Origin of the sequence: Burkholderia sp. Bp8984 (genome assembly GCF_003853755.1) — a bacterium.
In the GTDB taxonomy this organism is placed as follows: domain Bacteria; phylum Pseudomonadota; class Gammaproteobacteria; order Burkholderiales; family Burkholderiaceae; genus Burkholderia.
In genome coordinates, this window is the sequence record NZ_QTQN01000037.1 from 44,893 (window position 1) to 71,064 (window position 26,172).

Consider the following 26,172-nt stretch of genomic DNA (forward strand, 5'->3'; position numbering starts at 1 on the left):
CACCGGACTGAACCGAACCGGCCGCGCGTGGCATCACGCCATGCGGCCCACTGCAAGGAGAGTGCACTGATGAACGCGAATCCGACGCCCCGCACGGGGCAAGACGTGCCGACGGTCAAGCTGCTGATCGACGGCGCCTTCGTCGAGTCCACCACGAGCGAGTGGCGCGACATCGTCAACCCGGCGACGCAGCAGGTCCTCGCGCGCGTGCCGTTCGCGACCGTCGCCGAAGTCGACGCGGCCGTGCAGGCCGCGCACGCCGCGTTTGCGACGTGGAAGAACACGCCGATCGCCGCGCGCATGCGCATCATGCTGAAGTTCCAGGATCTGGTGCGCGCGAACCTGCAGCGCATCGCGAAGACGCTGACGGCCGAGCAGGGCAAGACGCTGCCCGATGCCGAAGGCGACATCTTCCGCGGCCTCGAAGTGGTCGAGCATGCGTGCTCGATCGGCACGCTGCAGCTCGGCGAATTCGCGGAGAACGTCGCGGGCGGCGTCGACACCTACACGCTGCGCCAGCCGCTCGGCGTGTGCGCGGGCATCACGCCGTTCAACTTCCCCGCGATGATTCCGCTGTGGATGTTCCCGATGGCGATCGTATGCGGCAACACGTTCGTGCTGAAGCCGTCCGAGCAAGACCCGATGTCGACGATGCAGCTCGTCGAACTCGCGATCGAGGCCGGCGTGCCGAAGGGCGTGCTGAACGTCGTGCACGGCGGCAAGGAAGTCGTCGACGCGATCTGCACGCATCCGCTCGTGAAGGCGATCTCGTTCGTCGGCTCGACGGCGGTCGGCACGCACGTGTACAACCTCGGCAGCCAGCACGGCAAGCGTGTGCAGTCGATGATGGGCGCGAAGAACCACGCGGTGGTGCTGCCCGATGCGAATCGCGAGCAGACCCTCAACGCGCTGGTCGGCGCGGGCTTCGGCGCGGCCGGGCAGCGCTGCATGGCGACGTCGGTCGCGGTGCTGGTCGGCGAGGCGCGCGACTGGCTGCCCGATCTCGTCGCGAAGGCGAAGCTGCTGAAGGTGAACGCGGGCGCGGAAGCCGGCACCGACGTCGGTCCGGTCGTGTCGCGCGGAGCGAAGGCGCGCATCCTGTCGCTGATCGAAGCGGGCGTGAAGGAAGGCGCGAAGCTCGAGCTCGACGGCCGCGACGTGAAGGTGGCCGGTTACGAGGAGGGCAATTTCGTCGGCCCGACGATCTTCTCCGGCGTAAAGACCGACATGTCGATCTACACGCACGAGATCTTCGGTCCGGTGCTGGTCGTGCTCGAAGCCAACACGCTCGACGAAGCGATCGCGCTCGTCAACGCGAACCCGATGGGCAACGGCGTGGGCATCTTCACGCAGAGCGGCGCGGCGGCACGCAAGTTCCAGAGCGAGATCGACGTCGGCCAGGTCGGCATCAACATCCCGATCCCGGTGCCGGTGCCGTTCTTCAGCTTCACCGGTTCGCGCGGTTCGAAGCTCGGCGATCTCGGCCCGTACGGCAAGCAGGTCGTGCAGTTCTACACGCAGACCAAGACGGTCACCGCGCGCTGGTTCGACGACGACACGACGGCCGGCCCGGTGAACACGACGATCCGGCTGCATTGAGCCGCGGAGGACACGAACATGAAGATCGGTTTTATCGGACTGGGCCACATGGGTGCGCCGATGGCGCTGAACCTGTTGAAGGCCGGCCATGAAGTGCATGCGTTCGACCTGAGCGCCGACGCATTGCGCGCGCTGCAGGACGCCGGCGCGCAGGTCGCCGCATCGCCGCGCGACGCGGCATCGGGCGCGGCCTTCGTGATCACGATGCTGCCGGCCGCGCCGCACGTGCGCTCGGTGCTCGCCGGCGAGAACGGCGTGCTGGCCGGCCTCGGCGCCGGCGCGACCGTGATCGATTCGAGCACGATCGACCCGGCGAGCGCGCAGGCGTTCGGCGCGCTCGTGCGCGAGCACGGCGGCGCGTTCGTCGACGCACCGGTGTCGGGCGGCACCGGCGGCGCGGCGGCCGGCACCTTGACCTTCATGGTCGGCGGCAGCGATGCGGATTTCGAGCGCGTGAAGCCGGTGCTCGCCGGGATGGGCAAGAACATCGTCCACTGCGGGCCGACGGGGATGGGGCAGGTCGCGAAGGTCTGCAACAACCTCGTGCTCGGCATCTCGATGGCGGCCGTGTCGGAAGCGATGTCGCTCGGCGTCGCGCTCGGCATCGACCCGAAGGTGCTGGCCGGCATCGTCAACACGTCGACGGGCCGCTGCTGGAGCTCGGACACCTACAACCCGTATCCGGGCGTGATCGACACCGCGCCGTCGTCGCGCGGCTACAGCGGCGGCTTCGGCACCGACCTGATGCTGAAGGATCTCGGCCTCGCGAACGACGCCGCGAAGCAGGCGCGCCAGCCCGTCTATCTCGGTGCGCTCGCGCAGCAGCTGTACCAGACGATGAGCAGCCGCGGCGATGGGCAGCTCGATTTCTCGGCGGTGATCCGCCTGTACCAACCGGCCACCAAGAAGGACGCCTCATGATCGAACTGGACTACGTCGACGACGGCGCGATCGCGTGCGCGACGCTCAAGCGTCCGCCCGCGAACGCCTTCACCGCCGACGGGCTGCAGCAGCTGCAGGCCACCGTCGCCGAATTGAATGCGAACCCGCGCGTGCGCGCGCTGGTGATCACCGGAGACGGCCCGAAGTTCTTCAGCGCGGGCGCGGACCTGAATACGTTCGCCGACGGCGACCGCGCGGTCGCGCGCGCGATGGCCGCGCGTTTCGGCGCGGCATTCGAGGCGCTGCACGACGCGCGCGTCGTGACGATCGCGGCGATCAACGGCTATGCGATGGGCGGCGGCCTCGAATGCGCGCTCGCGTGCGACCTGCGGATCGCCGAGACGCACGCGCAGATGGCGCTGCCCGAGCCGTCGGTCGGCCTGCTGCCGTGCGGGCTCGGCACACAGACGCTGCCCTGGCTCGTCGGTGAAGGCTGGGCGAAGAAGATCATCCTGGCCGGCACGCGCGTCGACGCGGCGACGGCCCTCAGGATCGGCCTCGTCGAGGACGTGGTCGAAAGCGGCGCGGCCCGCGATGCGGCGCTGGCGCTCGCGCGCAACGTCGCACGGCAGAGCCCGCATGCGGTCGCCTACAGCAAGGAGCTGATCGGCCTCGCGCGCCGCGGCGTGCCGCGTAGCGCGGCGCTCGCGGTCGAGCGCGAGCGCTTCGTCGACCTGTTCGACACGAACGATCCGCGCGAAGGCGTGGCCGCGTTTCTCGGCAAGCGCGCGCCGCAATGGCACACCGACGGGGAGTCGCAACGATGAGCACGCCGGTGACGACTCATGACAGCTTCGCGCAACCCGCGCCGGAGGTGCTGTTTCGCGTGGTGAACCGCGTGGCGCTCATTACGCTGAACCGGCCGGCCGCACTCAATGCGTTGTCCTATTCGATGATCGGCGAGCTGGCCGCGCTTCTCGAGCGTTGCCGCACCGACGACCAGATCGTCGCGGTCGTGCTGCGCGGCGCGGGCGAGAAGGGCTTCTGCGCGGGCGGCGACGTGCGCGCGCTGCACCGGATGGTCGCGCAGCGCGAGACCTGGCTGCCGTTCTTCGTCGACGAATACCGGCTCGACTACGCGATCCACACGTTCCCGAAGCCGGTGGTCGCGCTGATGGACGGCGTGACGATGGGCGGCGGAATGGGGCTCGCGCAAGGCGCGGCGCTGCGCGTCGCGACCGAGCGCAGCAAGATCGCGATGCCCGAGACGCGCATCGGCCTCGTGCCCGACGTCGGCGCGACGCATTTCCTGTCGCGCATGCCGGTCGAGCTCGAGCTGTACGTGGGGCTGACGGGCGCGATGCTGTCGGGTGCCGACGCGCTGAGCGCGAAGCTCGCGGATCTGTGCGTGCCGTCGGCGTGGCTCGATACGTTCGAGACGCGCATCGACAGCATCAAATGGGACGGCGACGTGCTGCCGGCGCTGCGCAAGGTGTTCGAGCCGCCGTGCAACGTCGTGCCGCATGCGGCGCTCGATACGCAGACGGCGTGGATCGTCCGGCACTTCGACAAGCGCTCGACCGTCGAGCGGATCGTCGCGACGCTCACGCAGGAGCTCGCGCGCGACGAGCTGTCGCGCGAGCATCGTCAATGGCTGCAGGCGACGCTCGATGCACTCGCCGGCCATTCGCCGACGATGCTGTGCGTGACGCGCGAAGCGCTGCTGCGCGGCCGCCAGATGACGCTCGCCGAATCGTTCCGGATGGAGCTCGGCATCGTCGCGCGCGCGATCGAGGAGGGCGACTTCTGCGAAGGCGTGCGCGCGCATCTCGTCGACAAGGATCGCAAGCCGCGCTGGGCGCCGGCGTCGCTCGTCGAGCTGCGCGCCGAGCGCGTGCGGCATTTCCTGACGTCGCCGTGGAAGCTGTTCGCCCATCCGCTCGCCGATCTCGGCGCGGCGTGAGCGCCGCGTGACGGCCCGGCGCGCCCGTGCGGCGCGTCGGTTTCAACCGGTTTTCTTGATGCTCGCGGGCTGCGGCCGCTCGATCATCGGCGGCACCGCCTGCACGAGCGCGTCGATCACGCAGCGCGTCTTGCGCGGCAGGTAGCGCGTTTTCGGCCAGATCGCGTGAATGTCGCCTTCGCATACGAAGCAGCGATCGAGCACGACGACCATCTCGCCGCGCTTCACGTAATGATCGAGCAGCCAGCTCGGCAGCCACGCGATCCCGAACCCCGATGCGCCGGCCGCCGCGATCGCCTGCACGTCGTCGAAGCTGAGCTGGTGCGGCATGTCGATGCGCACCGTCGAGCCGTCCGGCGCGCGCAGGTCCCACGGCTGCGCGACGCCCGAGCGTGAGTATGCGATCGTCCGGTGGTTCCTCAGATCGTCGAGCGATTGCGGCATCCCGTAGCGCGCGAGATACGACGGCGCGGCGCCGAGGCTTCCGTATTGCGTGCCGAGCCGCCGCACCGCGAGGCTCGTGCTGTCCGCGAGCGAACCGATCCGCACCGCGAGGTCGATGCCTTCCTCGACCAGGTCGACGAAGCGGTCGGTGATCGACACGTCGATCCGCAGGTGCGGATAGGTGCGCGCGAGATCGAGCACGATCGGCGTCACGCAGTGATGCCCGAACGCGAGCGGCACGCTCAGCCGCAGCTTGCCGCGCGCTTCGTTGCGGCCGCAATCGAGATCGGCTTCGGCCGCTTCCAGCTCCGCCAGCGCGCGCACGCAGCGGTCGTAGTACGCCTGGCCGTCGTCGGTCAGGCTCTGGCTGCGCGTCGTGCGCTGCAGCAGCCGCGCGCCGAGCCGCTTCTCGAGCCGCGCGATCGCCTTGCCGACCGCCGAGCGCGTCATGTCGAGCCGTTCCGCGGCGAGCGCGAAGCTGCCGGATTCCACGACCTGGACGAAGGTCGTTACGCCGTCGAGTTTGTCGGTCATGGCGGGGCGTGCTGGGGTTGCCCTGATTGCGTCCTGTGATTCCCGAGTCCGGGGAAGTGGACGCGTCAATGGGGAGGGAAATTCTCACTATAGTACCGATTCCCGCTCAGCGTGCGTTGCCGGCCGCACGCGGCGCATCCTTCTCACCTGGAGGCGCACGGCCTGTCGAGGGCCGTCGCGCAATACGCATGACCCTATCCGACTCCCGCAGGAATGCGGTCGCGCTGGCGGCCGTCTGTCTCACGTCGCTGATGTTCGGCCTCGAGATCTCGAGCGTGCCGGTGATCCTGCCGACGCTCGAACGCGTGCTGCACGGCGACTTCAACGGCATGCAGTGGATCATGAACGCGTACACGATCGCGTGCACGACGGTGCTGATGGCGGCCGGCACGCTCGCCGACCGGTTCGGCCGCAAGCGCGTGTACGTGATCGGCACCGTGCTGTTCGGCGCGACCTCGCTGCTGTGCGGGCTCGCGCCGAACGTGCCGGTGCTGGTCGCGGGCCGGCTGCTGCAGGGCGCGAGCGGCGGCGCGATGCTGATCTGCCAGATCGCGGTGCTGTCGCATCAGTTCCGCGAAGGGCGCGAGCGTGGCCGCGCGTTCGGGATCTGGGGCATCGTGTTCGGGATCGGCCTCGGCTTCGGGCCGATCGTCGGCGGCGCGATCGTCGTAGCGGCGAGCTGGCCGTGGGTGTTTCTCGTGCATGCGCCGCTCGCGGCCGTCGCGCTCGTGCTGATCTGCGGCGCGGTGCAGGAGTCGCGCGATCCGCATGCGGGCACGCTCGACGTCGCGGGCATCGTCACGCTGTCGCTCGCGGTGCTCGGTCTCGCGTTCTATATCACGCAGAGCGCGGAGCTGGGGCTCACGAGTGCGGCCGGCCTCGGCGTGCTCGGCGCGACCGTGCTCGCGCTGGCCGGCTTCTTCGTCGCGGAGCGCACGAGCGCGCGGCCGATGTTCGACTTCTCCGTGTTCCGGATTCGCGCGTTCACAGGCGCGATCTTCGGCTCGATGGGGATGAACTTCAGCTTCTGGCCGTTCATGATCTACCTGCCGATCTGGTTCCAGGTCGCGCTCGGCTACGACAGCGTGATGGCCGGCCTCGCGCTGCTCGCGTACACGCTGCCGACGCTGGTCGCGCCGCCGTTCGGCGAGCGGCTCGCGCTGCGCTACGGGCCAGGCGTCGTGATTCCGGGCGGCCTGTTTACGATCGCGGCCGGCTTCGCGCTGATGCGGATCGGCAGCGGCGTCGAGCACGCGAGCTGGCTCACGATGCTGCCCGGCTGCGTGATCGCCGGCATCGGGCTCGGGCTCACCAACACGCCGGTCACGAACACGACGACGGGCGCGGTGCCGAGTTCGCGGGCCGGGATGGCGTCGGGCATCGACATGAGCGCGCGGATGATCTCGCTCGCGCTGAACATCGCGACGATGGGCTTCGTGCTGGTCGCGGGGATCGTCGCGAGCCTGAAGGCCGGCGTCGCGGGAGCGGTCGATGTGGAGGCGCTGCGCGCGCTGGCGCAGCAGATCGCGTCGGGCCGCACCGACGGGCTGCAGGCGATCGCGCCGGCGCTCGCCAAGGCCGACCCGAACGGTGCGGCGCTGCACGCGGCGCTCGTGCACGGCTTCGGCTGGGTGATGGTGTACGGCGCGGCCGGCGTGGCCGTGCTCGCGACGGCAAGCGCGGTGGCGTTCGCGCCGGCGCGGCGGGGGGTGACGGTGTGTGAATGACGCGTGCGCCGCGCGTCGGGTGACGCGTCGTTGCCGTGACGCGGCAACGAGCGTCATCATCGGCCGGTCGTGTTCCTCGCCGCGCGCGGGCATCGCGCCGATTCCCGTCCGTTCAGGTGCGTGCGCATCTTGTGCGATTGCCGCACGCGGTGTGGTGCGCGGCTGGTTCCGCGCGCTTACGCGCCGTCGCCGCGTGTGTCGATCCTGCGTTGCGTGTCCGCGTCGACGATCGCACGGATCGCGTTGAACAGCGGTGCCGCGTCGGTGTAGCGCCGGCCGTAGCCGAGATTGAACGCGTAGTCGAAGTCCGGCGGATTGCTGCCCTGGTTGTGCTGCAGGATCGTCTCGAGCTTGTCGAGTGCCTTCGCGGCGCGCGCTTCCGGTGATGCCGCCGCCTCGTATTCGTCCCACAGTGCGACGATCTCGTCGCGCAGCGCGCGATCGAGCCCGGCCGTCAGCGTGAGCAGGTCGTCGCGTTCGTGCGTGCTCTTGTCCGGATGCGCGGCCTGCTCGATCGCGGGGATGTCGCCGTGCAGCGCTTCGCCGAGATCGTGGACGACGCACAGTTTCAGCAGCTTCGTCGTGTCGACGTCGGGCAGCGCGTCGGCGAACACGAGCGCCATCAGGCACAGCCGCCAGCTGTGCTCGGCCGTGCTTTCGGCGCGCCCGCTCGACGTGTGGCCGCTGCGCAGCACGTCTTTCAGGCGTTCGGCTTCGCGCAGGAAATCGAGCCGCGCGTGGATCGTGTCGAGGTTCATGGCTGGTGGGAATGCTCGAATCGTGCCGTCAAGCGTACGCCGTGCGGCCGCGCTGCGTCGACGCATGAAATATGCGCGCCGCGCTCGTACCCCGCGACCGCCGCGCGTGCTATAGCGTTTCGACGAGGCGCGCGGCGGAGCCGTCCGACAGCGTCATCCGCGTCCATCGGCAGGTGCTGCCGCGGATCGGCACGACGCGCGACGCATTGGCGCCGGTTGCGAATTCGACGCTCGGCGGCCCCGCGTGATCGTGCCAGCCGAGCGGTTCGAGCGCGGCTTCCATGCGGACGATCTCCGGCGACGCATAGCGCCACAGCGACGTGCCGAGCAGCGTCGGCAGCGGCCGCGAGAACTCGGCCGCGCGCGACGGCGAGCACGCGAGCAGACGGTGCGTGAGGTCACACACGAGATGCATGCGCGCCGTGCTGCTCGCGATCAGCCGCGCGAGCGCGTGGTCGCCCGCCGAATCGAGACGCGCGGCAAGCAGCCGCTCGGCCGTCGCGCGCTCGTCCGGCGACATCTGCTGGATGCCGGCTTCCCAGCGCGAGATCGTCGATTGGGCGACGCCGAACAACTCGGCAGCATGGCTCTGCTTCACGCGATGCAGCGTGCGCCAACGCTTGAGTTGCGGGCCGAGCGGCGGGGTGTGAAGCGGTGAGGCGGGCATGTTCGTATTCCGTTCGGGATGCGGGCCGCGCAGGCGCCGCGTTGCGCAATGGATGAATGGGGCCGTCATTTCCGGGATGCCTGGATTACGACGAACCCGATCGGAACGCGCGTCGTCCGCCAAGGGCGGGTGTGCCGTCGGCGGTGATCGGTGTGCGCTGTATCGTGAGATCCAGACCTGCGATCGCCATCGTGACATGCCGAGCTTAGATCGTGTACGGCTGATCGAGCAACGGTGCGGCCATCCCGGACGGTACGTCGAAACCTTCGGCGGAATAGCAGCCGCAACCCCGCCAATCGCGCCGTCTCTATCGACACGCCCGGCGTCCGGCTCCGCCGGCAATGTTTTCGCCAGGCTTTCAACCGGCTCCGCCATATCTTATTATTCGGCGAAAGCGGAGCGCGCCGGCCGTGATTGGACATGTCGACGCATGACGCGCCGGTCAGCATTGCCACCGTCCGACTTCCGCATCGCACGATGCATGATCGGCACGACCGGAGGCGCGTGATCTGCGCGTATCCCGAAAAAATCAATACGAGGGCGCCATGGTACGACTGGTGTTGCTGCTGCTGGGCATCGAATATCTGCGAACGCGCTGGCGTGGACTGACCGTGCTGGGCTGGCTGTGGGTCGTCGCGGGCGTCGGCATCTTCGTCGACGCACTCGACGGCGCGCTGCATTTTCCGATCGAACTGTTCGCGTGGCTGTTCCTGATCGAGGGGCTCGCGACGCTCGCGGTGGCCGGCAGCGGCGTCGGCGGGCAGCGCATCCTGCGCTACGTGAAGGGCATCGCGGTCGTGGTGGCCGCCGCGCTCGTGTTCGCGGGCCATCATCACGGACACTTCCTGCTGTCGATGATCTTCGGCACGCTGTTTCTCGTCGACGGGCTGCTGCAGTGCACGTCCGCGTGGATGGTGCGTTACCGGCGCTGGCACGTCGCATTCGCGTGGGGCGTCGTCGAGATCCTGCTCGCGATCTTCTTCTACCAGCCGTATCCGACTCACTATGTGGGCACCGTGCCGTACTGCCTCGGCTTGCTGCTGATGTTCGGCGGCATGCACATGCTGAGCCTCGCCGCGCGCGTGCGGCGGCTGACGCGCAACCCCGCGTTCGTCACGTCGCCGGCGCCGGCGATCGTGCCTGACATCGACACGGCTGCCGACCTCCCGCGCTTCACGCAATCCGAATGGGACGGCCCGCCGGCCGACCACGAGCACGCGCTGACCGTGCACGTGTGGACGCCGACCGGCACGTCGAAGGCCGAAGCGCAGCGCTATCCGGTGATCGACCGCTACATCGCGGCGGTGGACGTCAACGGCGTGATCTCCACCGGCCATGCGGCGCTGGAGTCGCCCGAGGGTATCTACATCAGCCTGTATCCGGCCGTCGAGATCGATCGTTCTCCCGATGAATTCACACGGATCCTGCGCGCGACGCGCGAGAACGACGTGCCCGGGCTGTTCCAGCCCGACTATGCGACCGAGTCGAAGGCGTGGTGTCCGTCGACCGTGCGCGTGCGGATCCGCAACTACGATCCGGCGAAGCTGGCCGCGTTCTGGTCGTCGTATCGGCAGACGGTCACGTACAACCTCACGCACCGCAACTGTTCGAGCACCGTGTCGAACGCGCTCGAAGCGGCGCTCGACGGCGCGGTGTGGCGGCTCAAGGGCACGCGGGCCGGGTGGGGCGCATTCGTGCGGCTGCTGCTCACGCCCGAGCTGTGGGTCGCCGCGCAGATCCGCAAGCGCGCGGTGACGATGGCCTGGACGCCCGGGCTCACGCTCGACTATGCGCGCGCGCTCAGCATGCTCGCCGATCCGCGTCCGTTCGCGTGGTGGAAGGTCGCGCGCTCGGCCGTGCAGGCGATCATCGCGTCGCGCCGCGCGTGGCGCGAGCAGGACAGCGCGGCGATGTCGTCCGGCGGATCGGAGGCCGCGTCGGTGAAATGATCGCGTGGCGCCGGACGAGGGCCGGCGCGTGAGCATCGGCGTGTGACAGATTCTCGCGCTCGAAGGCGCGGATTCGGCCGCGCGTGCGCGCATGCAGCTTGGCAGCAGCGAGCCGTGAGCAGGGGCATGCTGTCCGCGAGTTCGATGCTTTGCCCATTCCGATCGCGACGCGATAGGGCCTGCCCGGCCGGCAGGCCGTCATCGTGGGGATGCTCCGTTGCAGGGCGAGCCGGCGTCTCCGGCGGAGAAGGGCGCGTATTGGTACCGGTGCCGGCGCTGACAAGGGTGGCGTTCGACTACGAATTCCTTCGTCCACCTTCATATTGATGCCACGTTGCGCGAGCAACAATCGCGGGCAGACATTCGACAACCTTGTGGCGCATCCCGCGACCGCAAGCCTTTTCCGAGGAAACGCCATGCTCAAGACGCTCGCCCGCGCCGCGGCCGCAATCGCCGTCGCATCCGCCTCGCTGCACGCCGTCGCGCAGACCAGCTACGACTACCTGCTGCTCGCTGCTTCGTGGGAACCCGGCTTCTGCGCGTCGCACGACACGCCGGAGTGTACGAACCTCGCCGGCACGTACGCGGCGACGAGCCTGTCGCTGCATGGTCTCTGGCCGAACCGGTACGACGGCAACCAGCCGTTCTACTGCGGCGTGCCGCAGAGCGACGTCGATCTCGACAACGCGCACCAGTGGTGCAGCATGGATGCGTATCCGGTCAGCACCGCGACCCGCAGCACGCTGTCGACCTACATGCCGGGCGTGGCGTCGTGCCTCGACAAGCACGAATGGTTCAAGCACGGCACCTGCTCGAACTCGGCGTCGCCGGATGCGTACTGGAACCAGGCGGCCGGCATGATCAGCCGGCTCGGCAACACGTCGTTCAACGCGTTCCTGCAGGCCAACGCGGGCAAGACGGTGACGCGCAACCAGCTGCTGTCCGCGTTCGAAGGCGCGTTCGGCAGCAATACGCGCAGCGCGGTGTCGCTGAAGTGCACGAAGACCAATGGCGTCAGCTATTTCACGGAAGCGTGGATCGCGGTCAAGACGAACGCGACCGCGCAGTTTCCGAGCGCGGCGTCGCTCGTGACGGACGGGAATACGCAGGGGACGTGCCCGACGTCGGGCGTGTATATCGCGAAGTAACGCGCGAAGTTGCGCACGGCGTAATGCGCGAGGCGCCGGCCGGAAGCGTTCCGGCCGGCGTGGCGTGGATATCGTGCGCCTAAGCGAGCAGCCGCAGCGCGTCCGCGAGCGACAGCACCGTCGTGCGCGTCTCGAACGCCGTCGCGAACAGATGCTCGTGCACGACTTCATCCGGGTCGTAGCAGCAGTCCTTCACCGTATACAGCCGGAAATCCGCGTCGCTGGCGTGTGCGACCGACGACAGCACGACGCCGGTCGACGCAATCCCGACCAGGATCAGCGTATCGATACCCCGCGCGATGAGCCGCGCCTGCAGGTCGGTGCGGAAGAACACGCTCGCGCGATGCGCGATAGTCAGCGGCTCGCTGTCTAGCCGGCCGAGCTCCGGGCACGGGCCGTCGTCGACGAACAGGCCGAGTTGCTTGATCCCTTGCCCGTTCTTGTTGCGGGGGCTGACTTCCGGATAGCCGGGGCTGAAGCGGAGATTCGCGAAGCAGACGTGGACACCGCTCGCCCGGGCTGCATCGCACAGCTTGCGCGTATTGGCGAGCAGGGTGGGGGCGACTGACGGAAAGAGGCCGAGGATGTCGGTCTGGTAGTGCATCACGATCAGCGCGGTTTGTGCCGGAACGATCGAGGGTATCGGCGCGTGCGTGCTGCCTTCCGCACCTGCATGGCGAGTCGTCGCGAGATCTGAAGCGTGTTCCGGTTGCATGACTGATGCTCTCCCATGAGCCACTTCGGTGTTTTCAGAAAATCGACCGCTCCGTATACGTCGTCAACCATTCCGGCGCGAGCGTGTTGGAACTCCGGCAATATAAACCGACATTTCATCTTGGTGCAGACCGGCCGAGCTGGCGAGTGCGGTACCGCCCTGGACGACCGGGTTCGTTCAGCTCTGGACATCGGGTCGGCGATACTGAAATGCCGGCAATCTGGCAAACTTCGCGAAACACCGACATTTGGAGAACGGTGGTGTCCATCAATGTACGCGGCACGGAAGGCTACGCGGAGCATGCACATTCGCTCATCGAGCAATGGCAGGACATCTCGTTCGAGGAACATCATCGGCCCATGCTGCATCTCGTTCCCGCGCGCCCGTCTTGCATTCTCGATGTTGGAGCCGGTATCGGAACCGATGCGGCTGCATTCGCGGCGATGGGGCATTCGGTCGTAGCCGTCGAACCGGTGGATGCGTTGCGCGTTGCGGGAATCAGGCGGCATTCGTCTCCTCGGATCGAATGGCTGGACGATAGCCTGCCGGATCTTGCGATTTTGCGTACGAGGCGAAAGGAATTTGACTTCGTGATGCTGTCGGCCGTCTGGATGCACCTTGATGAAGACGAACGTCGTCGGGCGATGCCGAACGTCAGCGCTCTCCTGTGCGACGGCGCGGTGCTGGTCGTGTCCTTGCGTTACGGACCGGTTCCGGAAGGACGACGGATGTTCGACGTCTCAGCGGAAGAAACCATGCAGCTCGCAAATGCTCATGGCTTGCGCAATGTGCTGAATGTCCAGACCGAATCCGTACAGCGTGGAAATCGGCGTGCGGGTGTGATGTGGAGCCGATTGGCATTCGTCAAAAGCGGCACGCGGGGTTAGCTTCGGTCGAAGCTCGAGCCAGGGTGGCTTCGGTAAGCGCGTATGGAGCGATCAGCGCCTGTTCTCGAAGAGAGCGGTGGCAGTAAGGGGTTGGTCTCTGCCGGATATGTGCGACTGCTGCAGAGACGCACGTGCTGTAAAGATCCAACCTCGACACTGAGGATTACCCGACGACGTTCTGTCAAAATATCCGCCCAATCCTCCTGATCGAGCGCGGAATGGAACTCAGACAACTACGCTATTTTCTCAGTGTCGTCGAACACGGAAGCATGGGCAAGGCAGCGCTGGAACTCGGCGTGGTGACCTCGGCACTGAGTCAGCAGATCAGCCGTCTCGAAGGCGAACTGTCCACGCGCTTGCTGCAACGCACCTCGGCGGGCGTCGTTCCGACCGATGCAGGTCTGGCGTTCTGGCGTCAGGCGCAACTCGCGCTGCGGCATATCGACGATGCCGCGCTTGCCGCACGCTCGGCCCGTCTGTCGGGCCATGTCAGCGTCGGCATGGCGCCGAGCACGGCGAGCGTGCTGGGTGTCGCATTCATGCAGGCCATGCGCTCGCGCTATCCCGATGTACGGTTGCACATGGTCGAAAGTCTCTCCGGCTATCTTGCGTCCATGTTGAGCGCGCGTCAGATCGATCTCGCCGTGCTGTTCCATGAGGAGTCCGCGCAACGATGGAGCGTGCTGCCGCTGCTGGACGAGCGGCTGTTCCTGATCGGCGCGGGCGATCTCGATGGCATGCCGACGAGCGCGTCCGTCCGGCTGAAAAATCTTGGCAGGCTTCCGCTGATTCTCCCCAGCGGCACGCACGGGCTGCGTTCGCTGCTGTTATCGGCGTTCAGGCGCGCCGAGTACGAGCCGAACATCGTCGCCGAAGTCGACGGCCTTGCGCTCCTGATGGACTTCGTCCGCACCGGCATCGGCGCGACGATACAACCGGGCGCGGCGCTCGCAAGGCCCGAGAACGTGATACTGACGAGCGTGCCCGTCGCTGAAAAATACGCCACGCGGCCCAACATGCTCGCCAGCATCTCCGATGACGAACTGTCTCCCGCCGGTCTCGCTGCGCGCGTGGTGCTCGCCGATGTCGCCCGTCGACTGGTGCAGGAAGGCCGCTGGCCCGGTGCGCGGCTGCGGGAACCTCAGCCTTCACAAAAAGTGAAGACCCGTTGACGGCTGGCTGGTAGCGACGCGGGCACGAGACCTTTACGATTTGTCCAAAAGGAGGCAAGTCTGATGGTCGATGTGCTCGTAATCGGAGGAGGCAATGCCGCGCTGTGTGCCGCATTGATGGCGCGCGAAGCGGGCGCCTCGGTCCTGCTTCTCGAATCCGCGCCGCGCGAATGGCGCGGCGGCAACTCGCAACACACGCGCAATCTGCGCTGCATGCACGATGCGCCGCAAGACGTTCTCGTCGACGCCTATCCGGAAGAGGAATTCTGGCAGGACCTGTTGAAAGTCACCGGTGGCATCACGAACGAGCATCTCGCGCGGCTGACGATCCGCGCGTCGTCGTCGTGCCGGCCGTGGATGCAGAAGCATGGGGTGCGCTTCCAGCCGCCGCTGTCCGGTGCGCTGCACGTGGCACGCACCAACGCGTTCTTCATGGGCGGCGGCAAGGCGCTCGTCAACGCGTATTACCGCAGCGCCGAAGCGCTCGGCGTCGATATCCGCTATGAAACGCCCGTTGATTCGCTTGAACTCGACGGCAGTCTCTTCATCGCGGCGCGCAGCGGCAGCCAGCGCTTCGAGGCGCGCGCTTGCGTGCTGGCGGCAGGCGGTTTTGAATCGAATCGCGAATGGCTGCGCGAAGCGTGGGGGCAAAACGAGCGCGGCGAATGGCCCGCCGACAACTTCCTGATTCGCGGCACGCGCTTCAACAAGGGCGTGCTCATCAAGCATATGGCCGACGCTGGTGCGGACATGATTGGCGATCCGTCCCAGTCGCATTGCGTCGCCATCGATGCACGCGCGCCGCTGTATGACGGCGGAATCTGCACACGCATCGACTGCGTGTCGCTGGGCGTCGTGGTGAATCGTGACGCCGAGCGCTTCTACGACGAAGGCGAGGATTTCTGGCCGAAGCGCTATGCAATCTGGGGACGGCTCGTTGCGCATCAGCCGGGGCAGATCGGCTATTCGATCATCGACTCGAAAGCAATCGGCCGCTTCATGCCGCCGGTGTTTCCGGGCGCACAGGCCGACACGCTGCCGGAACTCGCGCGCAAGCTCGGGCTGCCGGAGGCGCGCTTCATGGAAACGCTCACGCGCTACAACGATACGTGCCGCGACGGCACCTTCGACCACACCGCGCTCGACGACTGCCACACCGAAGGCCTCGCGCCGCCCAAGACACACTGGGCCCGCCGCATCGAGACACCGCCGTTCTACGGTTACGCGTTGCGGCCAGGCATCACGTTCACGTATCTCGGACTCAAGACCAATGACCGCGCGCAGGTTCACTTCGGCGGCAACGCCAGTGAAAACCTGTTCGTCGCCGGCGAAATGATGGCCGGCAACGTGCTCGGCAAGGGCTATACGGCGGGCGTCGGCATGTCGATCGGCACGGCCTTCGGGCGCATTGCCGGGACGCAGGCCGCACGCGCCGCGCTCAAGACAACGGAGGCAACCAGTGCAGCAGTCTGACCCGCTCGCGCCCGAACGCGCGCGCACGGCGTGCTCGGTCGATACGAAAAAAACTCCACACGGCAGCACGGCGCGCGTGATCCCCATCGTACACATGAGCGCCGGCGAAACCGAAGTGGCACGGCAGATGCAGATCTGCAACGCCTGCCGCTATTGCGAAGGCTTCTGCGCGGTGTTCCCGGCCATGACGCGCCGCCTGGAATTCGGCAAGGCGGACGTCAACTATCTGGCGAATCTCTGCCACAACTGCGGCGCGTGCTATCACGCGTGCCAATACGCGCCGCCGCACGAATTCGGCGTGAACGTGCCGAAAGCGATGGCCGAAGTCCGGCTCGAAACCTACACCGAATACGCGTTTCCTGCGTCGTTCGGCGCGCTGTACAAGCGAAACGGCCTGACTTTGTCGGTTGCATTGGCGGCCGGAATCGCGCTGTTTCTGCTGCTCGGTACGGCATTGCGCGGCGGCTTGTCGGGCGATGTCGCGCCGGCGAACTTCTACGCGATCTTCCCGCACGGCCTGCTCGCGGCGATGTTCGGCATCGTTTTCCTGTTCGCCATTCTTGCGCTCGGTCTCGGCGTCACGCGCTTCTGGCGCGACGTGTCGGCAGGAACGGCGAGCGCGAGCGCGCCAGCCGTCGCGGAAGCGGCCAGGAACGCGCTGACGCTCAAGTACCTGGACGGCGGCCACGGCGACGGCTGCAACGAAGAGGACGATGCCTTCACGCTGGCGCGGCGTCGCTTCCATCACCTGACGTTCTACGGCTTCATGCTGTGCTTTGCGGCAACCGCAGTCGCGACGCTCTATCACTATGCATTCGGTCTGGAAGCGCCGTATCCGTTTCTGAGCGTGCCGGTGCTGATGGGAACGGCGGGCGGCATCGGGCTGATTGCGGGGCCGGCGGGACTGCTGTGGCTGAACCTGAAACGCGTTCCGGAGCGGGGCGATCCCCGTCAGCGTCCGATGGACCGCGGCTTCATCGCGCTCCTGCTTCTGACGAGCGCATCCGGTCTCGCGCTGCTCGCGCTCCGCACGACCTCGGCGATGCCGTCGCTGCTCGCGATTCATCTCGGCATCGTGATGGCGCTGTTCGCCACGCTGCCTTACGGCAAGTTCGCGCACGGCATCTTCCGCTCGGCGGCATTGCTCAAATCGTCGCTAGAGAAGCGGCAACGCAGCACGCTGAACCTCGGTTCGGATTAGCAGACACCAGGGCGCGTGGGCGCCCATCATCATAGACAAGAAGCAGGAGACGCAATGAACCGCACAGAATCGATCGCTGCCACGCCCGGCATTTCGCCCATGACGAGGGCCGCCGCCGTGTTGCGCGTGACCAGCGGCAATTTCATCGAACAGTTCGATTTCTTTCTGTTCGGCTTCTACGCGACCTCGATCGCGAAGATCTTTTTCCCGTCCACCAGCGAGTTCGCGTCTCTGATGCTCACCTTCGCTGTGTTCGGCGCGGGCTTCCTGATGCGTCCGCTCGGCGCGATCTTTCTCGGCGCGTATATCGACAAGGTCGGGCGGCGCACCGGGCTGATCGTTACGCTGTCGATCATGGCGAGCGGCACCGTTCTGATTGCCTGCGTGCCGGGGTACGCGACCATCGGCCTGGTCGCGCCAGCGCTCGTGCTGCTCGGGCGTCTGTTGCAGGGCTTCTCGGCGGGCGCGGAACTGGGCGGCGTGTCGGTCTATCTCGCGGAAATGGCGACGCCCGGCAACAAGGGTTTTTACACGAGTTGGCAGTCGGCGAGCCAGCAGGTCGCCATCGTCGTGGCGGCGGCCATCGGTTACGGATTGAACCAGTGGCTGTCCGCGCAGCAGATCGCTGCATGGGGGTGGCGCGTGCCGTTCTTCATCGGTTGCGCGATCGTGCCGTTCCTGTTCGTGCTGCGCCGCTCGCTGCAGGAGACCGCGGCGTTCGAAGCGCGGCGGCATCATCCGCAGGCGCGCGAGATTTTTGCGATGCTGCTCGGCAATTGGCGCACCGTCATCGGCGGCATGCTGCTGACGGCGATGACTACCACCACCTTCTATCTCATCACCGTGTATACGCCGACCTTCGGGAAGTCGGTGCTGAAGCTGTCCACCTCCGACAGCCTGATGGTGACGCTGCTCGTGGCTGCGTCGAATTTCGTCTGGCTGCCGATCGGCGGCACGATTTCCGACCGCATTGGCCGCAAACCGCTGTTACTCGCCATTTCCGCGCTGACGATCTTCACGGCTTATCCGGCGCTGTCCTGGCTCGCCGATGCACCGAGCTTCGCGCGCATGCTGATCGTGCTGCTGTGGTTCTCGTTCTTCTTCGGCATGTATAACGGCGCGATGGTCGCCGCGCTCACCGAAGTGATGCCGGTCGAAGTGCGCGTCGCGGGCTTCTCGCTGGCGTTCAGTCTCGCGACGGCGCTGTTCGGCGGCTTTACGCCGGCCGTATCGACGTATCTGATTCAGGTCTTGCATGACAAGGCCGCACCCGGCTACTGGCTGAGCTTCGCTGCGCTCTGCGGCTTTTGCGCGACGCTCGGGCTGTACCGTCGCCGCGCGGGCGGCAATGCGTCGGCGGCATCGTCGGCCTGAGGGCGATTACAGCGGCGCGTTTCCGTCACCCCGGCTTCGCGCCGGGCTTGCGCTTTTTCAGCGGCGACAAGAGGGGCGATGCGGTCCAGCTTGCGCAGCAGCGCAGGCCACTCCGCTTTGCCGCAGGAGCGGCGGGTCTGTGGTTGACAGGCTCGTGTGTCCGGCGCGCAGATCATGGGCCGAAGGCTATTCGACTGACCGACGAGTGGGCTTTTCGGCAAGGGGAGCGGATTCAACCGGCAACGGACCGCCGGGGAGGTATCCAACGGCGTTCGATTCGGCCATTACGAGTCATGCACGACCGGCACCCGCATTGGCGCTTGAGTACCGGTGTGACGCCTGCGGCGATACGCACGAAACTTGTTCCGCGATTTGCCGCGCCCGGTTGCTTTCTTCACTGTGCTCGCAATGCGGCAAAATGAGTGTCCTGTTGCCGGGCGGCCCCGATGAGTGGCGCACTGGAAGACGTGCCCCCGCTCACGGTGCCTTTGCTCCGGTCGACCGGTGGCGCGAGGCGGTGTGTTGCACCGTCCGGAATCGCGGCATCTGCCCGGGTGCGGCCCGTGCGATGATGTGCCATGACCGACATGAGAGATGGAATGACGACTACCTTCGACGAGGCGACAACGGCGGCAATCGCCGCGTTTGCGCAATTGGATTTCTACACGGCTGTGCAAGCGATGCGCGCCGAGGCCGATTACGACCGCGAACTGGACCAGTGGATCTCGCGCTATATCGACGAGCACGGCGGCGGCGCGGACGATGCCGCATACGACGCCCTGCACGCGCAGGCGCAGGCAACCCCGGAATATGCGCAGTTCGTCGATGCGGTTCGCCGGGAAATCCTGGAATACTTCGGCGTGACCGACGATCAACTGGACTGGATGGTCGTGCTGCGCAATGACGACAGCGATGAGCTTTGGGCGGAAGTCAACCGGCAGCGCAGCGCGCTGGGAACCGGTGAAGTGCGCGGAGATCTCTGACCATTGCTTGCCGTTGGGGGCGCAGGTCGGGCTGGGTGCTGGAGCCAGGTCAGTCACGTGGTGCGCCCGGCTTTCGGTCGCTGCAATCGATCCGCGGAGGGAGGACAAGCGATCGGATGTTCGGAACGAGTGACCGTTGTGCTCAGCGGACGGCGGATATTCGATCGGGAGATCGAGGCTAACGCGCATTGGCCCGGGACGAACTGCGGAACACGAGTCGTCAAGCAAGCGCTTGACGGTGACGTTCGCAAGCACCTCTAGGAACGGAAGCTCTCCAGCGTGTGCTGACCGTCGCACAGGAGGCGCACCTCTCGGCGGGCTGCATTCCTGCCATCGAACGGGTCGAATCAATCGAGAACACCGCTCGGCTGGAGTCGCGAGAAAAGGCGGTATATATCAGGAAATAATCGCACGGCGAGGATGATCGTTCGCTATGCTGCCTGCGACAACGCACCTACTCCAGCCGATATACATGAGCACGACTGCGCGGACCATTCTCAAAGCCATTCTGAGCATCCCCATTGCCTTTGGGCTCGCCTATCCCCTTATCTATCCCGCTGAAGGCGGAGGCGTTCTCGGCGAAATGGAGATGCTTGGGCCGATCGGTGGCATCGTCGTCATCGCGGTTTTCCTGGCGCTGGTCTATGCCTACGCGAGCGACCTCAGGACCACCCTGAAATCGGTCAACCGAGGATCGCGTGCGGCCGAACCCAACAGCGTCTGGCTCATGTTCCTCTTGCCATACAACTTCATCGAGGACTTCTTCATTATTTCCAACGTCGCGAAGTCCCTGGAAGCGGAGTCTCGTATCAATCCGGCTCTGTCGGGTTTGCGCTCGTTCGGCCGGATCAGCGGCATCGGGTGGTGTCTTGCCCAGGTTCTTTCGCTAATACCCAATACCATTGGCACCGTCGCCGGCGGAGTTGCGGTTCTCCTCTGGATTTGGCACTGGGTGTTCGTGCGCCGAGCCAACAGGATGCTCGCCGGCAGTCAGGTCTCCGTGGCTGCTCTACCTGGACGAACAGAATCGTAGCCCTCGTTGGAAGCCGGATCGCGTACCGCACCGCTTTGGGCGAATAGGATGGGCGGGAGTCGTGGTGCACGGCGGGGAGTTACGAAGCAAACCCGCTCCCGAGAACAAGAGTTATGCATCTTTCAAACTTGCGCGAAATCGCAAGATGTCCGACAGGCCACAGCTCGTATACGTCGTGGCGCGGCCCCTGGTTACTTACGTCGTGTTGACCACAGTCTGGCTGAGGCGCGCGCCTTCAAGGCCGGAGTCTGCCGGATCAAAACCTGTCAACGTCGATCACCGCCTGCGCAAACGCTCGCGGCGCCTCCTGCGGGTTGCTGTCCTAATGACCGAGTGTGGCCATCATTCCGGACGAATAGCGCTCGCCAGCTGCAGCGCCGAACGGAGCGGCCGCATCCAGGGCGTTCATCTCGTCCTGGGTCAGCGTGATATCGACGGCGGCGACGTTCTCTTCGAGATACCTGATGCGTCGCGTTCCCGGAATGGGCACCGTTCCGGTACTCGTCACCCATGCAAGGGCGAGCTGAGACGGCATGACGCCCTTTGCTTCAGCGATCTCGGTGATGCGGTCGACCAACAGTAGATTGGACTGGAGGTTCTCTCCCAGGAAGCGCGGATCGAACCGGCGGAAGTCGGTCGGATGCAGGTTATCCAGATGCTTCAGCGCACCGGTCAAGAAGCCTCGGCCGAGCGGCGAGTAGGAGACAAAACCGATTCCCAGCTCTCGGACGGTCGCCAGCACATCGTTGTGCTCGACGCCACGCTCGAACAGCGAATATTCCATTTGGACGGCCGTGAGCGGATGAACCGCGTGGGCTTTCCGGATCGTCTTTGCCGATGCCTCGGAAAGGCCGAGGTAGCGGATCTTGCCTTCGTGCACGAGGTCGGCTAGCGCGCCGATCGTCACTTCGATCGGCGTTGCCGGATCGATGCGATGCAGGTAGACGAGGTCGATGACGTCGGTCCTCAGGCGTCGCAGCGATCCTTCGACCGACTTTCGGATATGCGACGGATCGCCCGTGACCAAGGGCTTCTCACCTTCCATGGCGAGCTTGCCGTGCTCGGTGTAGCGAAATCCTGCCTTGGTCGACAGGATGACCTTGTCGCGCTTGCCTATGAAGGCCTTGCCGAGAAGCTCCTCGTTCATGAATGGGCCGTAGACCTCCGCCGTATCAAAGAACGTCACACCGAGGTCGAGGGCGCGCATGAGGGTTGCAAGGCTTTCGTGCTCGTCGCTGGGCCCGTAGGTAGTGCTCATACCCATGCACCCAAGGCCTTGCGCGCTGACCGCCATGCCTTGGCTTCCGAGTGATACCGTTCGCATGTTTTTTCTCCTGGCTACGTTGCCATAGTGGTTGGTGATAAGGCGCGACTGGTTGTCCCGAGTCGCATCGAATTTGCTCAATCCAGCGTCACGCCCGTCAGTTGTTCGCTGAGCTGCCACAAACGGCCGGCGGAGACGGGGTCGATGGCACGGGGCCTGACGCCGTGCATTTCAGGGCTCCCGTCGCTGGGAAGCGCGATGGCGATGTCGCAATCGGCGCAGTAGACGCCGCCCATGCCGGCTAGTTGAGGGCTCGTCGCGCACCACACGGAGGTGGCCGCCCCCTGTTCGGGCGTCTTCTTGTTGTTTTCCGGATCAATGACCGGCTTGCCCTCGGCATCGAAGATCCGGCTCGCTTCGATCTCGGAGGGCAGCATGTGGCGCGCTAGCGGGGTGGCAATGCCACCGGGATGGACGGCGAATGCGCGCACGTTCCAGTGCCGGCCGATTGAATCCAGCGCGACGGCGAACAAGGCGTTCGCGGTTTTGGCCTGGCCGTAGGCTATCCATCGGTCGTACTCACGACGCTCGAAATGAGGGTCGCGAAAATCGATGCCGGCGCGGCGATGTCCGTAGGAGCTGAGCGCTACGACGCGAGCCCCCTCCGCGCGCACGAGTGCGGGCCATAGCCGGCAGGTGAGTTGGAAATGGCCGAGGTGGTTGGCCGCGAACTGCATTTCGTAGCCGCGCGCATCGCGTGTCAGCGGTGCGGCCATGACTCCAGCGTTGTTGACAAGAATGTCCAGCGTGTCCGTCAGCGACAGTACGCGACTGGCGAATCTGTCTATCGCTGCAGGCTCCAGCAAGTCCATCGCTTCCACGATGACGTCAGGCATGGTCGCGAGGGCTGCTTCGGCCTGGGCTGTATCGCGGGCCGGCACGATGACCCTGGCGCCTGCGGAACGAAATGCACGGACGGTCTCGATTCCGATACCTGAAGCGCCGCCGGTTACCACGACGGTCTTGCCCGTAAGATTGATGCCACGGATCACCTCGTCGGCGGTCGAGGCGGGGCCGAAGCCTGAACCGATTGGTTTTTGAGGCGTGTGCGTCATACGGTTTCCTCGTTCAATTCTGCGTTTGGGACGCTCCATTGAATCGCAGCGACCGTTCGCGGCGGTAGCGCAATGCCGCCAATCTCTTGCACAATCCTGTCAATTGGTGTTTCCGGAGCGGGTGCAATGCCCTGAGGTGTTTGGAGGCAGGCTTGGACCACTTGTACGAACTTCGCGCGCTGGTCGAGCGCCATGGCGGGGAAGGCCCGACTGAAACCGCCGTTGGCGGGCTGACGCTTTATGTCGAGACGGATCTTTCGGTGGTCACCTACGTGGTCCACCGGCCGGTTTTGGCCCTAATCCTCGGAGGGGCAAAGCGGACGGTGCTCGGAGGCCGGCTATTCGACATCGTGCCGGGCGACTACGTAGCCGTGTCCGTGGACCTGCCAGCGACAGGGCAGGTCACCCAGGCGCCATACTCCGCCGTCACGCTGGACCTGGACTTGGGCATGCTCGCGAGCTTGATCGCCGAGCCAATGGCGCCACAGGGCGGCGCCGCCGGCGTGGAGGTCAACCACGCTGGGCCCGATTTGCTTGATGCGATGTGGAGATTGGTCAGGTTGCTCGACCGGCCGGAGGACATTGCAGTCCTTGCGCCCATGATCCGGCGCGAGGTGTTCTGGCGGATTCTGCAAAGCCCGTGTGGCCCCATGGTCCGCCAGATTGCCATGGCGGACAGCCGCCTCTCGCAGGTGAGTCGTGCCATCACATGGCTGCGCACCAATTTTTCGGAGTCGGTGCGGGTCGAACGCCTGGCCGCGTTGGCAGGGATGAGCCCAGTATCTTTCCACCGCCATTTCAAGGCGGCAACCGCCATGAGCCCGCTTCAATATCAAAAGCAAATCCGCCTCCAGACCGCTCGCGCCCGGCTTTTAGCGCAACAAGGAGATGTCGCAGGCGTCGGCTTTAGCGTGGGCTATGAAAGCCCGAGTCAATTCAGCCGTGAATATGCACGCCAATTCGGAGTGTCTCCCGCGCGTGACATGGCCCGTTTCCACGGGGCAGGAGAGCGCGCCCATTGCGTTGCAGACTAGCGATGCCGTTTCTCTCGTTCGACTTTCCCCCACGGGGCGTGCGGCCCGCAACGGACACCCGTCAATAATCAAATTTGCAACGTATGGAATGACGGTCCGCGGACTCCAACAATGCGGCGCGATCTTCGCCGTCGGACCGGGTTCGGCCAGTCGTGGATGTCGGCGGGTTCTATCGCATCGACATTCGAATGTCGCCTGCGCCGAGGTGACGGGCTTTCGCGCGCATTCCATGTCCGGAGATGCTGAAATTTCCAGACAGTCGCCGACCGTGGTCAAAGGCTGGCCGGGGCCGTCATCCGATGTCCGCGCGCCAGAGCACGGAACGATCGCGCTCCCGCAGCCTGAATGCCCGAACATGGCGGACGCATGTTCGGGATGCGCCTTCAACGCATCGCCGGCGTGGCGCCTGCCCGATTTCCGTCATCCCGGTCCCACGGCGGCACGCCACCGAACGCATCGACCAGGAAATCGATCATGACGCGCACTCTGGCGCTCAAGTGTCGGCGGCTCGGGTAGACAGCAAGTATGTCGATCTCGGGTAGACGATACTCAGGCAACACGTGAACGAGTTTGCCTGCACGCAGATCGTCGTTGATCAGGAACGTGGGTTGCCAGATCAGCCCTTGCCCGGCGAGCGCTGCCGAGCGCGCCGTATCGCCGTTATTGGTATGCATATGGCAGTCGACCCTCACAGGATGGGTCTTGCCGTTACCATCGATCAGTTCCCATTCGTCGCCAGTGGCCGCATATGTGTACCCGATGCAGCGATGCTCGACCAGGTCCGTCAGCGCGGTCGGATGTCCGAAGCGGGCCAGATAGGCCGGCGACGCACACAAGATGTTTTGCGATGTCGCCAGCTTGCGTGCCGCGTGGTTGGTCGAGCCGGCGCGCGAGATGCGAATGGCGAGATCGTAGCCCTCGTCGACGATATCGACGACGCGGTCGATCAGCCCGATGTCGAGTTCGATTCGCGGATATTTCTGCATGAAGCCGGGCCATAGCGGCGCCAGATACAGAATGCCGAAGCTCACGGGCGCATTGATGCGCAGTCGTCCACGTGGTTCGACCGACGCGGATGACACAAGCCCCTCCGTCTCCGCAACCTCGTCGAGGATGGACTTGCAGCGGGCGTAGAGTGTCTCGCCGCCCTCCGTCAGGGACAGCGTGCGTGACGTGCGATTCAGGAGGCGCGTGCCGAGGTGCGCTTCCAGTTCATGCACGTACCGCGTGACGTTGGCCGGCGACGTGCCGAGCGCTTCCGCCGCGCGCGCGAAGCCGCCACGGCTCACCACCGTCACGAAAACCTCGAAGGCGCGAAGGCGATCCATACCAATCCTCGATCATTCACAAAAACTTAATGATAGGACCATTTTTTATGCCTTTCTGCAATCAAGACTGAAGCCTATATTGCTCTCACGGGCCAACGCATCGGGCGCTGGCCGACGCAGCGGATCAGGAGATTGGAAATGCAACGTTTGACAGGAAAAGTCGCCATCGTGACGGGTGCCAGCGCAGGTATTGGCCGCGCCACTGCAAAGCTGTTCGCGAAGGAAGGCGCCAAGGTGGTCATTGCGGCGCGGCGCGCCGCGGAACTCGAAGCGCTCGCGGCGGAGATCGCCAGCGAAGGCGGCGAAGCCGCGTATCTGGCCGGCGACGTACAGTCGGAGGACTTCGCGAAAGCGCTGGTCGCGCTTGCAGTGAGCCGCTTCGGCCGTCTGGACATCGCCTATAACAACGCAGGTACGCTCGGCGAGATGGGCCCGACCACCGGTATTTCCGAAGCAGGCTGGAACGCCGCGCTGGCGACCAATCTGACCAGTGCCTTCCTGGGCGCGAAGCACCAGATTCCCGAAATGCTGAAGCAAGGCGGCGGATCGATCATCTTCACGTCGACCTTCGTCGGTTACTCGTTCGCGTTTCCCGGCACGGCGGCCTACGCGGCGAGCAAGGCCGGGCTGATCGGCTTGACGCAGGCACTCGCCGCGGAGTACGGCGCGCAAGGCGTGCGGGTCAACGCGGTGTTGCCGGGTGCCGTGGACACGGAGATGTATCGCGGCATGAACGACACTCAAGAATCGCAGGCGTTCGTGACCGGACTGCATGCGCTCAAGCGCGTGGCAAAGCCGGAAGAACTGGCGCGTTCAGTGCTTTATCTCGCATCCGACGATTCGTCCTTTGTCACCGGCACTGCCTCGCTGGTCGATGGCGGCGCATCGATTACGCGTACGTAAACCTGTTGGCGACATCCAG

23 protein-coding genes are annotated in these 26,172 nt (G+C 65.6%); 16 read left to right on the forward strand and 7 right to left on the reverse strand.

Going from position 1 to position 26,172, the window contains the following annotated elements; translation table 11 throughout:
* Window positions 1-69 precede the first annotated feature (69 nt).
* From DID98_RS29185 to DID98_RS29200, 4 genes are read left to right on the forward strand one after another with little or no spacing between them, the layout of a single operon-like run.
* The gene (locus DID98_RS29185) at window positions 70-1,599 is read left to right on the forward strand and encodes a CoA-acylating methylmalonate-semialdehyde dehydrogenase (RefSeq protein WP_124523271.1); all 1,530 of its coding nucleotides are present in this window, start codon (window positions 70-72) and stop codon (window positions 1,597-1,599) included.
* Between the two features lie 18 nt (window positions 1,600-1,617).
* Window positions 1,618-2,520, forward strand: coding sequence for a 3-hydroxyisobutyrate dehydrogenase (gene mmsB / locus DID98_RS29190; RefSeq protein ID WP_044846886.1), 903 nt, complete (start codon window positions 1,618-1,620; stop codon window positions 2,518-2,520).
* Window positions 2,517-3,308 carry an enoyl-CoA hydratase gene (locus DID98_RS29195; protein ID WP_124523269.1) on the forward strand — a complete coding sequence of 264 codons (792 nt, stop codon included), beginning with the start codon at window positions 2,517-2,519 and terminating at the stop codon, window positions 3,306-3,308. Before mmsB ends, DID98_RS29195 begins: the two co-directional genes overlap by 4 nt.
* Window positions 3,305-4,444 (forward strand): enoyl-CoA hydratase/isomerase family protein, encoded by a 1,140-nt coding sequence (locus tag DID98_RS29200; RefSeq protein ID WP_124523267.1) that lies wholly within the window; start codon window positions 3,305-3,307, stop codon window positions 4,442-4,444. The genes DID98_RS29195 and DID98_RS29200 overlap by 4 nt, the downstream gene beginning before the upstream one ends.
* Window positions 4,445-4,486: 42 nt before the next feature.
* Here the strand turns inward: DID98_RS29200 and DID98_RS29205 are convergent, their stop codons facing one another.
* Window positions 4,487-5,422: a LysR family transcriptional regulator gene (locus DID98_RS29205; RefSeq protein WP_124523266.1), complete on the reverse strand. Its 936-nt coding sequence runs from the start codon at window positions 5,420-5,422 to the stop codon at window positions 4,487-4,489.
* Between the two features lie 188 nt (window positions 5,423-5,610).
* Here DID98_RS29205 and DID98_RS29210 point away from each other — a divergent pair, with 188 nt between their 5' ends.
* Entirely contained in the window at window positions 5,611-7,149 is a 1,539-nt protein-coding gene (locus DID98_RS29210; RefSeq protein ID WP_124523265.1) for an MFS transporter, read from the forward strand.
* Between the two features lie 176 nt (window positions 7,150-7,325).
* On the opposite strand, the gene DID98_RS29215 is transcribed toward DID98_RS29210, so the two are convergent.
* Entirely contained in the window at window positions 7,326-7,907 is a 582-nt protein-coding gene (locus DID98_RS29215) for an HD domain-containing protein (RefSeq protein WP_124485288.1), read from the reverse strand.
* A 109-nt stretch (window positions 7,908-8,016) separates the two neighbouring features.
* The gene (locus DID98_RS29220; protein WP_124523263.1) at window positions 8,017-8,574 is read right to left on the reverse strand and encodes a helix-turn-helix transcriptional regulator; all 558 of its coding nucleotides are present in this window, start codon (window positions 8,572-8,574) and stop codon (window positions 8,017-8,019) included.
* A 545-nt stretch (window positions 8,575-9,119) separates the two neighbouring features.
* Between DID98_RS29220 and DID98_RS29225 the strand changes: the two genes are divergently transcribed.
* Both DID98_RS29225 and DID98_RS29230 read left to right on the forward strand, forming a co-directional pair.
* A complete protein-coding gene (locus DID98_RS29225) occupies window positions 9,120-10,523 on the forward strand; it encodes an HdeD family acid-resistance protein (RefSeq protein WP_124523983.1) in 1,404 nt (467 codons plus the stop codon).
* 416 nt (window positions 10,524-10,939) lie between these two features.
* Window positions 10,940-11,671 carry a ribonuclease T2 gene (locus DID98_RS29230; RefSeq protein ID WP_124523259.1) on the forward strand — a complete coding sequence of 244 codons (732 nt, stop codon included), beginning with the start codon at window positions 10,940-10,942 and terminating at the stop codon, window positions 11,669-11,671.
* A gap of 79 nt (window positions 11,672-11,750) precedes the next feature.
* Here the strand turns inward: DID98_RS29230 and DID98_RS29235 are convergent, their stop codons facing one another.
* The gene (locus DID98_RS29235) at window positions 11,751-12,386 is read right to left on the reverse strand and encodes an isochorismatase family cysteine hydrolase (RefSeq protein WP_124523257.1); all 636 of its coding nucleotides are present in this window, start codon (window positions 12,384-12,386) and stop codon (window positions 11,751-11,753) included.
* Window positions 12,387-12,646: 260 nt separating this feature from the next.
* Here DID98_RS29235 and DID98_RS29240 point away from each other — a divergent pair, with 260 nt between their 5' ends.
* The 7 genes from DID98_RS29240 (at window position 12,647) to DID98_RS29275 (ending at window position 20,509) form a co-directional block, all read left to right on the forward strand.
* On the forward strand, window positions 12,647-13,273 hold the full coding sequence (locus DID98_RS29240) for a bifunctional 2-polyprenyl-6-hydroxyphenol methylase/3-demethylubiquinol 3-O-methyltransferase UbiG (protein WP_185500402.1): 627 nt from the start codon (window positions 12,647-12,649) through the stop codon (window positions 13,271-13,273).
* Between the two features lie 218 nt (window positions 13,274-13,491).
* Complete coding sequence (locus tag DID98_RS29245) at window positions 13,492-14,445, forward strand: LysR family transcriptional regulator (protein WP_124523254.1); 954 nt, start codon at window positions 13,492-13,494, stop codon at window positions 14,443-14,445.
* A 63-nt stretch (window positions 14,446-14,508) separates the two neighbouring features.
* Window positions 14,509-15,918, forward strand: coding sequence for an FAD-dependent tricarballylate dehydrogenase TcuA (gene tcuA, locus DID98_RS29250; protein WP_124523252.1), 1,410 nt, complete (start codon window positions 14,509-14,511; stop codon window positions 15,916-15,918).
* Entirely contained in the window at window positions 15,905-17,119 is a 1,215-nt protein-coding gene (gene tcuB / locus DID98_RS29255) for a tricarballylate utilization 4Fe-4S protein TcuB (RefSeq protein ID WP_124523251.1), read from the forward strand. The genes tcuA and tcuB overlap by 14 nt, the downstream gene beginning before the upstream one ends.
* 54 nt (window positions 17,120-17,173) lie before the next feature.
* Window positions 17,174-18,493 carry an MFS transporter gene (locus tag DID98_RS29260; protein WP_124523250.1) on the forward strand — a complete coding sequence of 440 codons (1,320 nt, stop codon included), beginning with the start codon at window positions 17,174-17,176 and terminating at the stop codon, window positions 18,491-18,493.
* A gap of 599 nt (window positions 18,494-19,092) precedes the next feature.
* Window positions 19,093-19,476 (forward strand): ATP-dependent protease, encoded by a 384-nt coding sequence (locus DID98_RS29270; RefSeq protein WP_124523247.1) that lies wholly within the window; start codon window positions 19,093-19,095, stop codon window positions 19,474-19,476.
* 472 nt (window positions 19,477-19,948) lie between these two features.
* Window positions 19,949-20,509 (forward strand): hypothetical protein, encoded by a 561-nt coding sequence (locus tag DID98_RS29275; RefSeq protein WP_124523245.1) that lies wholly within the window; start codon window positions 19,949-19,951, stop codon window positions 20,507-20,509.
* Between the two features lie 322 nt (window positions 20,510-20,831).
* On the opposite strand, the gene DID98_RS29280 is transcribed toward DID98_RS29275, so the two are convergent.
* Complete coding sequence (locus DID98_RS29280) at window positions 20,832-21,833, reverse strand: aldo/keto reductase (protein WP_124485300.1); 1,002 nt, start codon at window positions 21,831-21,833, stop codon at window positions 20,832-20,834.
* A gap of 77 nt (window positions 21,834-21,910) precedes the next feature.
* Window positions 21,911-22,888: an oxidoreductase gene (locus tag DID98_RS29285; protein WP_124523244.1), complete on the reverse strand. Its 978-nt coding sequence runs from the start codon at window positions 22,886-22,888 to the stop codon at window positions 21,911-21,913.
* 152 nt (window positions 22,889-23,040) lie between these two features.
* Between DID98_RS29285 and DID98_RS29290 the strand changes: the two genes are divergently transcribed.
* Window positions 23,041-23,922: an AraC family transcriptional regulator gene (locus tag DID98_RS29290; RefSeq protein WP_124523243.1), complete on the forward strand. Its 882-nt coding sequence runs from the start codon at window positions 23,041-23,043 to the stop codon at window positions 23,920-23,922.
* Window positions 23,923-24,305: 383 nt separating this feature from the next.
* On the opposite strand, the gene DID98_RS29295 is transcribed toward DID98_RS29290, so the two are convergent.
* The gene (locus DID98_RS29295; protein ID WP_124523242.1) at window positions 24,306-25,250 is read right to left on the reverse strand and encodes a LysR family transcriptional regulator; all 945 of its coding nucleotides are present in this window, start codon (window positions 25,248-25,250) and stop codon (window positions 24,306-24,308) included.
* 138 nt (window positions 25,251-25,388) lie between these two features.
* Between DID98_RS29295 and DID98_RS29300 the strand changes: the two genes are divergently transcribed.
* Complete coding sequence (locus DID98_RS29300) at window positions 25,389-26,153, forward strand: SDR family oxidoreductase (protein WP_124485304.1); 765 nt, start codon at window positions 25,389-25,391, stop codon at window positions 26,151-26,153.
* The last annotated feature ends 19 nt before the right edge of the window (window positions 26,154-26,172 follow it).